Here is a 12,170-nt window from a genome sequence, read left to right as displayed (position 1 = left end):
CTAGGTCGCGATGCGGCTCCGGGATTGCCTGCGGAAAGCGTGGGCGCCGGAAAGGCGAGCGATATGATTCATGTTAGTCAACAGCCTGAGAGCGACCTAGACGGGTCGCTCCTTTTATTATTCTGAATGCAATCGAGATACCGTCACGAGCCGATGAAGAAAGACACCTGCTGGAATCATCGTCATGAGTACTGTCGAGAGGACGACGCCAAACGCAAGCACGGCATCCAACGTGAACTCGCCAGACGTCAATTGGTCCAATACACTCAATTGCTCTACTGAAAGAACAATCATGAGCGCCGGCCAAACACTCGCCGCAAGGATACTTAGCATCGCAAAACGGGCTCTCGTATAGCGCTTCACTAAAAGAACAAGGTTTAACAGGATAAACAATAGCCCTACGAGTAGAAACATGCCGACTTCCGTCACATTAAAATATGCATCCATCCGTCGTTCACCTCACTCAATATAATAGGAATATTGTATATTTACCCGAGTTGGTGAAGGAATATGCGTTTAAATAATGGTCGGATCAATAAGAGAAAGAGGACGTTTGAGATCCCATGGGCCAAATCAAATGGAAAGCTGAGCAGAAGGAGCTTCAAAAAATCGACACCAATCACCTCGAGAAACGCCACGTTCGTCGTCCATCCGTATAAAAAGCCAGAGAAAAATCCGAAGCCGAGGAAGAGGACAGTCGACTTCAATAAGAGTGGTCGCAACAAGCGGACGAGCGATACGACAAGGAGCCATCCTAAAAATTGATAGATGACGAACGGTCCGATTCCGAGCAACAGACCGGACAAGATTGGTACGAAAAGGGCGAGGGTGGCTGCTCCGTTCAAACTGATGAAAAGGGCAGTCAACATCAGGATGGCGGTCGTCGGTTGAACGTTTGGAATCGTCATGAAGAGCCAACGACCGATCACCGCAAGCGCCAAAAGTTGAACGAACGGTTGAACCGGTAAGGTGGACTTCTCAAATCGATACAGGACGGGGATGGCAATCAAGATAGCGAGGACGTATGTGACCATAACGTACTCCGTTCTTGAAAGAGTGAGCGTTCCCCTTCGAAGACGACCCGACCGCTCGCAAGATAAAGAACGTCCGTCGCTCGCTCAATCAACTCCATATCATGCGTCGCACAAACCACCCTTGCCGTCTCGGCTTTCTGTCGCACCGTTTCAACGAACGCCTTACGTTCCCTGCTCGTTAAGTCTACAGTCGGTTCGTCGAGCAAAAGGACGCTCGATGGATCACGAAGCACGGCTTGCAGTTGCGCGACCCGTCGCCTTTCTTCTTTCGGGAAAGGTCCGTATTCCGGTTCGGCAGGGAGATAGACGGCTCGTTCGCCTCGCTTCACCCGCCCTTTGAGCGGGCGTCTGCTTTTAGCCAACAACTCGAGCAAGGTCGACTTCCCACTCCCGTTCGTCCCGACACATACCGTGAGTCCTGGCTCGTTCATCTGAATGGTCACATCCTCAATCGCATAGACTGCTTGAAACGGGTGACGGTACGATATGTCTTTCGCCTCGATGGTCGGTTTTAAATGTGATTCGGTGAATGTGAACGTCACGTCGCCCGACTGCTCGTGCGCCCTTTCAGTATAGCCGATTCGAACACCGAGTCCGGAAATCCTCCGGAGCAACATCTGTAAGTGTTCTCTACGAAACTGATCGAGATGTCGAAACGGTTCGATCAGAACGATCGAATCTGGTCGGTCCACTAACGCATGGGCGACCCGGACGATCTGTTGTTCACCGCTCGAGCAGGTGTCAAACCGTTTCGGAAAGAGCGCATCGATTTGTAAGAGGGTAGCGAGCTCTGCCCCTCGAAACGGGTCAACGCTCGACAACAAGCGTCCGACTTTTCCAGAGAACGGTTGATTCATCTCGATGATGCGGGGGCGGTATCGTTCAACATATTTCTCGAACGACCCGTCAACGGTAGAAAGCCACTGCATCACGAATACCTCCTTTCGTCACGTACGGATAGATGAGCCAAAGCGCGACCGCCCATTGGAGAGACACGTAACAAATCACACCAATCACAATCAGCTGTATCCCATCGTCGACTCGGAATCGACGCATCGGGTCAATCGCGAATCTCGGTTCACGTTGCTGGCTCGCGATCCCAATCTCGACAGCTTCTTGCCACGCTGTTTTCGGGTGACTTCTCATTGACTGACGCACCGCCCGTTCCATCGACGGGATCAAGGCCCACGCCCCATACAAGAGTGACGATGAGCGGGGCCATCTTGATAAGAGCGGGAGCAGGAGCTCTAGTCGAACAAGACGCGACACCCACGACATGCCTAATAAGAAGGCGGCCAACTTCAATAGTTGACGCCATATGTAAGATGCGGAAAGGTCCCACCCGAACAATGCAGGGAAGACCGAGACGACTCCGAATGCAATCAGGACCGATAACATCGCCCAGGGGAAGCGCCGTTCAAAAAGGAGCAAGGCGACAAGTCCGATGACGAAGGTCGAGACGTCTTCAACATTCGTCAGTACGAAAAGGTGAGCAATGAGAAAGAAAAGGAGCGTGACAGGATGTCGCCGCTCCCAATCTGCCTCATTCGAAGAAAGCCATCGCATCTTCTTCGAACCGCCACTGAATGACATCGGTCGATTCTACTTCTTTCGCACCGGCCCCTTCATCTCCGGGAGCGCCGTTAAATGCGAACACCCACCCTGACGATTGTCCTTCTGACTTTTCTTCGATTCCTTCAATCGCCGTCACATAGGACATGTCACCGCTTCCTGTCACTTCAAGGTCGAGTTCTGTCGCCTTCAACGCATCGAGCACGGTCGCGTCCTCTTCAAGACAGACGCTCTTTTCTTGATAGAGCGTCTCTTCGGTCGCGGCATTGTAAACCGAAATGGTCGGACTTACGTCACACGCTTCTCGCTGTGCCTCTTCCCCGCCACACCCGGCAAGTAGTGCAGTTGAGAGTAACGCAATAGATAAGATGTTTTTCATTGTTCAGTCAAATCCTCTCGTTGATGTATCGAATAGTTATATAGGATCGCATAACGCTCCCCGGAACTTCGTCCTTCTCGTGTCAGTCCGACAAGCTGAATGCTGTTGGCGAGGACTGGTTCACGTTGGAGCCAAAACTTGACGAGCTCGTCGTCCCGATTGATCATGAGCATCGACTCGTTTTCGAACGTGTACATATCGTACAGTCCGTCATAAGAGAGTTGCAAAATGGGTGCAGCGACGGCATCGGTATACTCATTCCAGGACGGTCCCTGCAAGGTCGACAGCATATGGTCGAACTCGACGAGTTTTTCAAAGAATGCCTGGCCCGACTCTTTTCGCAGTTCGTCGATTTGCTCGTAGGAAAGTTGTCCTGACCCATACGTCACACGAATTTGTTGGAACGACTCGGTTCGCTCCACCATGAGTAAATATTCAACGGACTGGACATTTCCGCTTCGGTCGATTTGAAGCTTGCCCCGGTCCAGTTTAATCGATTCGCTGTTAATCCGTTGCAACAACTTCTCTGTCATCTCGTCAAACGTTTCATCTGTGACGGAGACCGCACCGATTTGTTGGGATTCGGCCCGAAATCCAGATTGGTCAAACAGTGGGACGAAGAGCAAGACGATAAAGAAGAAAAATCCGAGCAGTGCCCCATACCACTTATAGCGACTGTTCTGTTTTGGAAAGAATAAAAAGGACAATAAAAATCCGATCGGGATGTGAAAACCACCGATTGGAAAAGAGACGATTCCAAGTAACGAATAAAACAAGAACTTCGGAAAGAAGTTGGCTTCTGGCTCTTTTAATTGATTCAATCGAATCCCTAACAGGATGCTGATTGTTAAAAACGCGGCCCATACATAGAGTTGAATGGTCACATCAATCCCCCACTGTATATTCTAAAAAGTCAGTCGCGACGAGACTCGATGGAAAATCCGATACGACTTCTCGTTCAAACTCTTCTTCTCGTCCGACATAGCGAGCCGAGATATGCGTGACGATCAGCTTGCCGACGGAACACGCTTTCGCGAGCGATGTCGCTTCTCGTGTCGTCGAGTGACCATACTTCCTAGCGAGTGATCGTTCATTCTCCATGAACGTCGCCTCGTGGACGAGAAGGTCTGCGCCTTGCGCAAGCAACTGCGCCTGATCACAAGGGGTCGTGTCTCCAAGAATTGCCACGACTTTCCCGGGAGTCGGTTCTGTAACGTATTCTTTAGAGTCATACCATTTTCCTTCAAATTCAAATCGTTCTTCTTCCTTGATTGTTTTATAGATGGGTCCGCTCGGGATCCCAAGCTCCCTCACCTTGTCAACGCGTAACGTTCCACGTTTTTCTGGACCGTTGATGCGAAAGCCGTATGATGGAAAACGATGCTCTAATTTTCGCACAGTGACGTGGTGACCGTCTTGCTCAAATGTGTCACCGTCCGAATATTCGATGACGGACAGTTCATAGCCAAGATGTGACCCGGTCACACGAAACGTGCCTTCAAGCCATTTTTTCATCCCTTTCGGACCATAGACGGTCAAGGCGTCCGTCCCGTCTAAGGCAGAACGGGTCGATAAAAATCCAGGCAATCCGAAAACATGGTCCCCGTGGAGGTGGGTCACCCATACCGCCGTCACTTTTCTCGGTTTGATCTTCGTGTAGAGCATTTGATGTTGTGTGCCTTCACCACAATCAATCAACCAGGTAGCTTTCGGAAGGTCGAGAGCGAGCCCTGACACATTACGTTGCTTGGAAGGCATCCCCGACCCAGTACCTAAAAACTGTAACTTCATAAATAATTTGTCCTTTCTTCAAGTCGTTCCATGCTATACTTGACATAATCGCTGAAAAGGATGTGATTTGTGATGACCAAGGCAGAACAACCCGAGTCGATCTACGAGTCGATTCGAGATCGTGCAGCTTTGATGAATCGCTTGCACCAACAGGAACAAGGCACCTCGATCCGCATTCACGACATAGCGATCGAACTTCATTGCACAGACGAGTTGATTTTAGAATCACTGGAGTTCGCAGCATAACGAGTACGAACACATACGAAGAGCCGACGAATCGTCGGCTCTTTTTTATTGCTCGGTTGATGCGACTTCCTCGACGATTGTCACGACATACTCAACGAGCTTATACAACTCTTCAAGTGGCATACGTTCGTTCGTCGTATGAATCTCTTCATAGCCGACCGCCAAGTTGACTGTCGGGATTCCGCCACCCGCGATGACGTTGGCGTCTGACCCGCCCCCTGAATGAAGGATTCGTGTCGGACGTCCGATTGTCTGAGCCGCACGTTTCGCGACTTCAACGACTTCGTCACCTTCTTCAAATTTGAATCCCGGGTACATGATATCGATGTCGACTTCAGCACGACCACCGAATGATTCCGCGACCTCAATATATGCTTGCTTCATCGTTTCCGCCTGCTTCTCCATCTTCTCATGGATGAGCGAGCGGGCCTCTGCGAGTACTTCGACGTAGTCACATACGATGTTCGTCGCGCGGCCCCCTTCGAAGCGTCCGATATTCGCAGTCGTTTCTTCGTCGATGCGACCGAGCGGCATTTTCGCAATCGCTTTCGCTGCGATTTGAATCGCCGAGACCCCTTTTTCCGGTGCGACACCCGCGTGGGCCGTCTTGCCGTAAATCTTCGCGTTCACTTTTGCTTGTGTCGGAGCGGCGACGATGATGTCTCCAACAGGCCCATCCGAATCAAGCGCAAAGCCGAATTTCGCATCGATTTTCGACAAATCCAATACTTTCGCCCCGACGAGACCTGACTCTTCTCCGACCGTGATCACAAACTGGATTTGACCGTGTGGAATCTGTTTTTCTTTCAACACACGAACGAGTTCGATCATGGCAGTGAGCCCTGTCTTATCATCCGCTCCAAGAATCGTCGTGCCATCCGTGACAACATAGCCGTCTTTGATGCTCGTCTTGATTCCTTTACCTGGAGTGACCGTATCCATGTGAGCCGTGAAGTAAATCGGATCGACATCTTTTTTCGTTGCAGGCAACGTGATGATCAAATTGTTACCAGAGTGTGCCGTCTTCGTTGAGGCGTCGTCCTCATAGACGTCACAACCTAGCTCTGTGAATACAGCTTTCAAGTGCTCACAGATGACTGCCTCTTCCTTCGTTTCTGAATCGATACCGACCAATCCTAAGAAAGTGTCGAGCACGCGTGTCTCGTTTACCATAAACAACATCCCTCCATCCAAACATTTCTCGACCATTATAACAAACTCCCCTGGATTGCACGAATCTTTTCCATTCTGTACAATGATGACAAACACGTATACGGAGGCAAGCTATGAAGAAAAAACAGAAAAGACGACAACGCATCATTCAAATCGGCGTCGTCGTCATCGTCTCAATCTTTTTGATCAGCACGTTTCTCTCGAGCATGACCATGTTCTTTTAAGAGCACGATGTATCGCTCTTTCAAGATCAAGTAACTGTTCACATCAGATAAAATATTTAACAAGGACGAGCGTACCTCGAATTCCTCACGTGTCGTGGGGAGAGGTACGTTTTTTCGATAGTGCTCAATCATCTCTTCGAGCTCCTGCAAAAAGACGGAAGCGTCGGCCTGCTCGTTCACGTGGTCCCCGACCCGACGTAAAAACGTCGCGACCGGTTTCGCTTCATTGACGACCATCGTGATTTCTCTGGCATTATCGGCGACCCGCTTCAAAATATCGTACTGCCGTTCGCGCATCCGGAAGTATAAGTAGTCCATGTCTTCATTCCGCTTCCCAATCGAGTTGCCCATACGACGCAAGGCGAGGTCTTTCCCTTCCTTCAGATAGTCCCGCGTCTTGATGAGCATCATCGAATGATTGTTGTAGACACCGGTCTCGACACAAGCCGCCACGTCGTAGAACAGCACTGCGAGCGAACGGTCGATACTATCCTTGATGCGTTCGATCTCACGATCGAGCGTCGGCATGTACATGTTGACGACGAGTCCGACACCGACTCCGATGGCAATGAGCAAGAGTTCATTGATGAACAATTCTAATGAAAACTGTGCCTCGGTATAGAGATGTGTCAAGATGACGACGCTCGTAATGAAGCCGTCTTGCAGTTTCAATTGTTGTACGAGTGGGATGAAGATGACAAAATAAAGTGTGAGCGTCACCGGTGAATAGCCAAGTAGCGTGAACATCGCCGCGCCTAACCCGATGGCAAGTAAACTCGCCATGACACGCTCGTAGGAGGCTCGAATCGATTTCTTTCGCGTCTCTTGAATACTCAAGATGGCAATAATGGCTGCGAATACAAAATAATCAAGATGAACCGTTTCTGAAATGAGCATCGCGATACCTGCTGCGACCGCGGTCTTCAGCGTCCGCGTTCCAATTTTCATACCGTTTTCCCCCTTCTCCATCAAATTGTTGACTAAATCTACCCGTTTGGCAATTCAAAAGTTTGGAAGTGATCGATTTGAAACGAAAGAAAAAACGTACAATCTGGTCGATGGTCGCGACACTCGCTCTCGCAATCGCCACATTCTTATGGGTCCAATCCGGACATGAAGACATGTATACCGTCGAAACCGTGACGAACGGTGACCGCGTCACGCGCTCGTTCGAATCTCTCGCCGAAGCAAAACGATATATGACGGCCGGCAAAAACCGCACACTGTTCTCTCCTTCCGGTGAAGTTCTCGACTTCACGGGTACCGGGGTCGTCGTCACACCAAGTGATGCGATCACAAACTTATATGAAGATGAGGCATTTAAAAAGCGTCAATCTTATGTCGCCGGCGGCACGAGACTTCAGTTGATTGAACGAGGAGACGGACATCTGTTCGTTCGCATCTCGGGGGCGGACGTCTATGTCAAACCGGATCAGATGGCATTATTCCCGGAAGCGGTCGTGGAAAGACGTGGATATTATGAGATTCGAGACGGTGATGTCTATCATACGGTCGAAGCGAACGCCAATCTCGCCGGCACGTTCCTCGTCGGACCGTCGAAGAGAGATTCTGACAAGCGTTACTATACAGAACGTGTCCAAGATGTTTTCGATTCCCCATATCAGTTCGCATCGATTCGTAATCCGTCTCCTTATTCTGCGAAAGAGTTAGATCGCTATTTGCGGTCTATCGACTCGCCGCTCGCCGGGGAAGGGAAATCCTTCAAACAGGCAGAAGACACGTTTGGGATCAATGCGCTGTTCTTACTTGCGGTGGCCGGGCATGAGTCGAGGTACGGAACGTCGGACATTGCAAAGGAAAAGCGAAACCTGTTCGGATTCCGGGCGACAGATGATGACCCTAGTGGGAATGCGACAACGTTTGAGACGTACAAGGAGAGCATTCAAGCAGCGGCAACCTTGTTCGCCACGAAATATGTAAAAGGTCCATACGCGCGCGGAGATTACCCTGGAAACAAACAGGAAGGAATCAACATCTTCTACGCGTCCGATCCGTATTGGGGCGAGAAGGTCGCCGGCACGATGTATTCGATTGACCGCGAGCTCGGTTTGAAACAGTTGAAGCGTATCCAATGAACAGTAGCCCGGCTCATATGAGTCGGGCTACTGTTCATTGGACTATAACGAGTTTTCCACCTCTTGCTCGTACAGTTCGATGAGTCGATTGTTGTCGAGCACTTGCTCACTTGACGCTTCGTATCGTTTCGTGACGAGTGGAATCAACGCTTCCCATACGACCCATTTCACATATTGATCGCGGTAATAATCGTGATTGAGCTCATAAACGCTCATCTCTTTCGCCTCGGCATATCGACTTTGTGACTCAATCACCTCTGAATCCGGCCCTTTTTCAATCCATTCATCGATTGCCTCATCCGTTACGACAATGCCATACTCACCTTTCGCATGAGCTAACCAAGCACGATCAAAACTTGCTTGCTTTTTAGCACGGATTAGAAGTTGCTCCACATCGACAGCTTCCTCATACATCTTTTTCTCCACGTACATCCGTTCTGCCAACTTCCGTTCGAACTCGTTATTGATTTGCGGAGCCACATCGCGATCGTACTTTGCAAGCATATCTTTCAGTTCTTCGACCGTCGACTCTGGATGAACCTTCATTTCCAATTGAGAAATCGTCGTTTTTTCATACGAAGAAGGTGAACGATCTGAATCGAACAGCATCACATATACAAGTGATCCGACAATCAGAATGCCGAACACCAACATTCCATACATTCGCTTCATGCACGTCAACTCCCAAATAAATTTTCGAAATCGTTTTCTAGTTCAAGTGTAGCATATTACATATACGTATTTTTTTGAGTAAATGATTCATGACAAACGATAACTTTCCAAAGGACTTTTGAAATACGAGACGAATATATAGTAATGAACGACCATTCATTTTTGAGGGGGAAACAGGATGAAAACGATTTGGATTACCGGGGGATCGTCCGGTATGGGGAAAGCCATGGCATTGAAATTTAAACAAGAAGGGTGGAGCGTGGCCATTAGCGGTCGAAACGAGGAGCGACTCCAAGAGGCGATGAACGAGCTGAGCGCCATCGACGCGGGTCAGGCGATGAGTGTTCAACACGATGTTCGTGATTATGAAGGGTGCGCACAAGCACTCGCTGACATCGTGTCCGCATACGGTCCAGTCCACGCGCTCGTTAACAACGCTGCCGGCAACTTCGTCTGCCCGACACTCGATTTGTCTCCAAACGGTTGGGCGAGCGTGATCGATATCGTCTTAAATGGAACGTTCAACTGCACCCATGTTCTCGGGAAACATTGGGAGGCAGAAGAAATACGCGGCGGCTCCATTATCAATATGGTCGCGTCGTATGCATGGCAAGCCGGACCTGGTGTCGCACCGAGTGCGGCGGCGAAAGCCGGGGTCTTGAACTTGACACGAACGCTCGCGGTCGAATGGGGCTATCAGTTCGGGGCCCGCGTCAACGCGATCAGTCCGGGACCGATTGAACGGACAGGTGGCGCTGAAAAGCTCGTCTCTCACGTGAAAGAAGTGGAACGAATTCGCCGCAACGTTCCTCTTGGACGATTTGGAACACCAGAAGAGATCGCGGACCTGGCCTATTGGATGGCATCAGACGAGATGCGTTATCTGAACGGGGATTGTATCTCTCTTGACGGCGGTCATTGGCTCAATAAACATCCGTTCTAAACGCAGGGATATTGCTGACATACAAAATGATCAGGCTCACCCTAGCCATTTCTCTCCTTAGTTAAGGCAATCCCGAGGTCAAAGAGACGCTAGTGAGTCACACGAATGGTCGCCAAAGTTGGCGATCATTCGTCTATTGCTTGTAATCTTATTTGATATCATTTCATTATCCACTGATTTTCCGCATCATCAGTTCAATTGGTCCTCTCTCATATACCTTTCTCCAAAAATAAGAAAAAATCATCGCTGTAACAAAGAAGAGTAAGGAGCTTGTAGTCGCGAACAATAGAGTTTGATTGTTTAGCAAGCCGAACATGTCTAAGAAAACTAATACGATGAAATGACCGACATAATGAGTTAAGGCCAATTGTCCGGTAGAGATTAATGCAATCGTCATGATGTGATTTCGAAATATATCTGAAAGGTAAATACATAATAAAATCACGACTAAGGCTGTGCTAGAACTAGCTAACATGTACAACACATTAGGTGGCATTGGTTTAGTCGAAAAGAAGTATTGCGCAATTTCAATTCCAACTAACTCACTTGTCAAATGGATGAGGACAAATGAAGACACTTCTATTGCGATTGATAAAAGGAATGAAATAATCAACATAGTATCTCGTAGTTTCTTATCCTTAAAATTCAACCTGCCTAACCACATTCCAAATAAGAAAAAGCAAACCCACGGAAAGATAGGGTGATATCCGTTGAAGAGCAAGTTTCGTAAAAATCCTTCAACTGTCCAAAAATCCTCATAAAAGTAAAAAGTTGAATCCCATCCTCTCGTATAGTCAAATATGATTTGAAACACTTGGGAAGTAAGTAAAATAAACACCGCAGAGCCTAACAACTTTTTACTCGAAACAACGATAAAAAATGATGCGATAAACATATAAAATGCGTAATAATGAAGAATATCAGCATCCCATCCTAACAAAAACAGTCCAAGTCCCAACACGAATAGAAAAAATGACCGTTTCCAAATCGTCCGCCTCAACCGCGTGATGGTACCCGAATCCATAGTATATCTCGCTTTTCTCGTCATCAAGGATATTCCAATACCGGCTAAAATGACAAATATCGCTGAAGCTCTACCTTCAAACAGTCCTGTGTAAATGATCAACCACTCCGGACCATTCTCTTCAGCGCTCATTGATAGTTTATAGTTCACGATTACCATTCCAAAAAGCGCTAACGATCTTGCGATATCCAACCCAGCTATTCTATTTGCAAAATCCCCCACCTTACTCACCCCCACGTGGATGCTGTTCACTTCAATTTCTCATGGTCCGTCTTTGAGGTGTTATTTGAACAGCTATCAAAATACACTTCAATTGAAGAAAGCTTAGACTAGCAGTGATCATACCCGTTCATTAAGAAAAGACGCTTTTCCTGAATGCGGAATCACGTCTAATCACGTCTATTATCAATCTAACGACCATTATTGCTCGGTCGTCCTTTCATGTATCCTTCCCGTCCCACTCTTCATGAAACCGGTTTAAAAAGTGTTGCATGAATACATGCCGTGACATCGCCAGTTGTCTCGCTTTTGCCGTATGCATTTTAGATGCCAGTTTCAACAGTTTATCTTGAAAATGTTGAATGGCACTCGTTTCTGATCGATCAAGCGGCGTACCGCGAGAACCTGCATATTGGAATGTCCTCGCAATTCCGATTGCTCCAATAGCATCGAGACGGTCGGCATCTTGCAAAATTTCACTTTCACGAGTCGTCGGCGACGTTCCTTTCGAGAAAGAAACCTCATCGATTACGGCCCTCACCAAGCTCGCTTGTGCTTCAGTGAGGTCGAGTGAAGCCAAATGTTGGGTGACGAGACCTTTCGGACGACCGAGCTTGTGGTCTTCCACGTCATGTAAATATGCCGAGAGGAGGAGCACTGCTCGATCGACCGACTCACCATCCATCAGTCGCTCTACGAGTCGAACGACACGCTCGACATGGGCCATATCGTGGCCGGAAGAATCGTCTGCATGAATCGTTTCGACGAACTCTCTCGTCGCACGTATGACGTCCATG

The 12,170-nt window shown here is 48.6% G+C and carries 15 protein-coding genes; 3 read left to right on the top strand and 12 right to left on the bottom strand.

Annotated elements, in window-relative coordinates:
* Positions 1–117: 117 nt before the first annotated feature.
* The 7 genes from KNP00_RS04860 to rnz are packed head-to-tail and all read right to left on the bottom strand — an operon-like array spanning position 118 to position 4,776.
* Positions 118–447, bottom strand: coding sequence for a hypothetical protein (locus KNP00_RS04860; RefSeq protein WP_215142756.1), 330 nt, complete (start codon positions 445–447; stop codon positions 118–120).
* Positions 448–488: 41 nt separating this feature from the next.
* Entirely contained in the window at positions 489–1,034 is a 546-nt protein-coding gene (locus KNP00_RS04855) for a hypothetical protein (RefSeq protein WP_215142754.1), read from the bottom strand.
* On the bottom strand, positions 1,007–1,963 hold the full coding sequence (locus tag KNP00_RS04850; RefSeq protein ID WP_215142752.1) for an ATP-binding cassette domain-containing protein: 957 nt from the start codon (positions 1,961–1,963) through the stop codon (positions 1,007–1,009). Before KNP00_RS04850 ends, KNP00_RS04855 begins: the two co-directional genes overlap by 28 nt.
* A complete protein-coding gene (locus tag KNP00_RS04845) occupies positions 1,941–2,600 on the bottom strand; it encodes a hypothetical protein (RefSeq protein ID WP_215142750.1) in 660 nt (219 codons plus the stop codon). Before KNP00_RS04845 ends, KNP00_RS04850 begins: the two co-directional genes overlap by 23 nt.
* Positions 2,578–2,985 (bottom strand): DUF4430 domain-containing protein, encoded by a 408-nt coding sequence (locus KNP00_RS04840; RefSeq protein ID WP_215142748.1) that lies wholly within the window; start codon positions 2,983–2,985, stop codon positions 2,578–2,580. The genes KNP00_RS04845 and KNP00_RS04840 overlap by 23 nt, the downstream gene beginning before the upstream one ends.
* Positions 2,982–3,869, bottom strand: a complete 888-nt coding sequence (locus KNP00_RS04835) for a hypothetical protein (RefSeq protein WP_215142746.1) — start codon at positions 3,867–3,869, stop codon at positions 2,982–2,984. Before KNP00_RS04835 ends, KNP00_RS04840 begins: the two co-directional genes overlap by 4 nt.
* A gap of 1 nt (position 3,870) precedes the next feature.
* On the bottom strand, positions 3,871–4,776 hold the full coding sequence (gene rnz / locus KNP00_RS04830; protein ID WP_215142744.1) for a ribonuclease Z: 906 nt from the start codon (positions 4,774–4,776) through the stop codon (positions 3,871–3,873).
* A gap of 72 nt (positions 4,777–4,848) precedes the next feature.
* Here rnz and KNP00_RS04825 point away from each other — a divergent pair, with 72 nt between their 5' ends.
* Positions 4,849–5,022, top strand: coding sequence for a hypothetical protein (locus tag KNP00_RS04825; protein WP_215142742.1), 174 nt, complete (start codon positions 4,849–4,851; stop codon positions 5,020–5,022).
* Between the two features lie 45 nt (positions 5,023–5,067).
* Here KNP00_RS04825 and KNP00_RS04820 read toward each other — a convergent pair whose 3' ends face one another.
* Positions 5,068–6,195: a M20/M25/M40 family metallo-hydrolase gene (locus KNP00_RS04820; protein ID WP_215142800.1), complete on the bottom strand. Its 1,128-nt coding sequence runs from the start codon at positions 6,193–6,195 to the stop codon at positions 5,068–5,070.
* A 173-nt stretch (positions 6,196–6,368) separates the two neighbouring features.
* A complete protein-coding gene (locus tag KNP00_RS04815; RefSeq protein WP_215142741.1) occupies positions 6,369–7,367 on the bottom strand; it encodes an aromatic acid exporter family protein in 999 nt (332 codons plus the stop codon).
* Positions 7,368–7,435: 68 nt separating this feature from the next.
* On the opposite strand from KNP00_RS04815, the gene KNP00_RS04810 reads away from it, so the two are divergent.
* The gene (locus tag KNP00_RS04810; RefSeq protein ID WP_338082262.1) at positions 7,436–8,515 is read left to right on the top strand and encodes an N-acetylglucosaminidase; all 1,080 of its coding nucleotides are present in this window, start codon (positions 7,436–7,438) and stop codon (positions 8,513–8,515) included.
* Between the two features lie 42 nt (positions 8,516–8,557).
* On the opposite strand, the gene KNP00_RS04805 is transcribed toward KNP00_RS04810, so the two are convergent.
* Positions 8,558–9,187, bottom strand: coding sequence for a hypothetical protein (locus tag KNP00_RS04805; protein WP_215142740.1), 630 nt, complete (start codon positions 9,185–9,187; stop codon positions 8,558–8,560).
* Positions 9,188–9,365: 178 nt separating this feature from the next.
* On the opposite strand from KNP00_RS04805, the gene fadH reads away from it, so the two are divergent.
* On the top strand, positions 9,366–10,130 hold the full coding sequence (fadH, locus tag KNP00_RS04800) for a 2,4-dienoyl-CoA reductase (protein WP_215142739.1): 765 nt from the start codon (positions 9,366–9,368) through the stop codon (positions 10,128–10,130).
* A 166-nt stretch (positions 10,131–10,296) separates the two neighbouring features.
* On the opposite strand, the gene KNP00_RS04795 is transcribed toward fadH, so the two are convergent.
* Together KNP00_RS04795 and KNP00_RS04790 are read right to left on the bottom strand one after the other, a co-directional pair.
* On the bottom strand, positions 10,297–11,376 hold the full coding sequence (locus KNP00_RS04795) for a DUF418 domain-containing protein (RefSeq protein WP_215142738.1): 1,080 nt from the start codon (positions 11,374–11,376) through the stop codon (positions 10,297–10,299).
* 217 nt (positions 11,377–11,593) lie between these two features.
* Positions 11,594–12,169, bottom strand: coding sequence for an HD domain-containing protein (locus tag KNP00_RS04790; protein WP_215142737.1), 576 nt, complete (start codon positions 12,167–12,169; stop codon positions 11,594–11,596).
* Position 12,170: the final 1 nt, after the last annotated feature.

This window comes from Exiguobacterium qingdaonense, from assembly GCF_018617855.1.
Classification (GTDB): Bacteria; Bacillota; Bacilli; order Exiguobacteriales; family Exiguobacteriaceae; genus Exiguobacterium; species Exiguobacterium qingdaonense.
This window is presented reverse-complemented; position numbering and strand designations above follow the sequence as displayed.

Bases quoted from the DNA above. Each gene is read 5' to 3' on its own strand.
- KNP00_RS04820 (WP_215142800.1), bottom strand. From the start codon at position 6,195: ATGGTAAACGAGACACGCGTGCTCGACACTTTCTTAGGATTGGTCGGT.
- KNP00_RS04815 (WP_215142741.1), bottom strand. From the start codon at position 7,367: ATGAAAATTGGAACGCGGACGCTGAAGACCGCGGTCGCAGCAGGTATC.
- KNP00_RS04855 (WP_215142754.1), bottom strand. From the start codon at position 1,034: ATGGTCACATACGTCCTCGCTATCTTGATTGCCATCCCCGTCCTGTAT.
- KNP00_RS04840 (WP_215142748.1), bottom strand. From the start codon at position 2,985: ATGAAAAACATCTTATCTATTGCGTTACTCTCAACTGCACTACTTGCC.
- KNP00_RS04790 (WP_215142737.1), bottom strand. From the start codon at position 12,169: ATGGACGTCATACGTGCGACGAGAGAGTTCGTCGAAACGATTCATGCA.
- KNP00_RS04860 (WP_215142756.1), bottom strand. From the start codon at position 447: ATGGATGCATATTTTAATGTGACGGAAGTCGGCATGTTTCTACTCGTA.
- KNP00_RS04805 (WP_215142740.1), bottom strand. From the start codon at position 9,187: ATGAAGCGAATGTATGGAATGTTGGTGTTCGGCATTCTGATTGTCGGA.
- KNP00_RS04845 (WP_215142750.1), bottom strand. From the start codon at position 2,600: ATGCGATGGCTTTCTTCGAATGAGGCAGATTGGGAGCGGCGACATCCT.
- KNP00_RS04825 (WP_215142742.1), top strand. From the start codon at position 4,849: ATGACCAAGGCAGAACAACCCGAGTCGATCTACGAGTCGATTCGAGAT.
- fadH (WP_215142739.1), top strand. From the start codon at position 9,366: ATGAAAACGATTTGGATTACCGGGGGATCGTCCGGTATGGGGAAAGCC.
- KNP00_RS04850 (WP_215142752.1), bottom strand. From the start codon at position 1,963: ATGCAGTGGCTTTCTACCGTTGACGGGTCGTTCGAGAAATATGTTGAA.
- rnz (WP_215142744.1), bottom strand. From the start codon at position 4,776: ATGAAGTTACAGTTTTTAGGTACTGGGTCGGGGATGCCTTCCAAGCAA.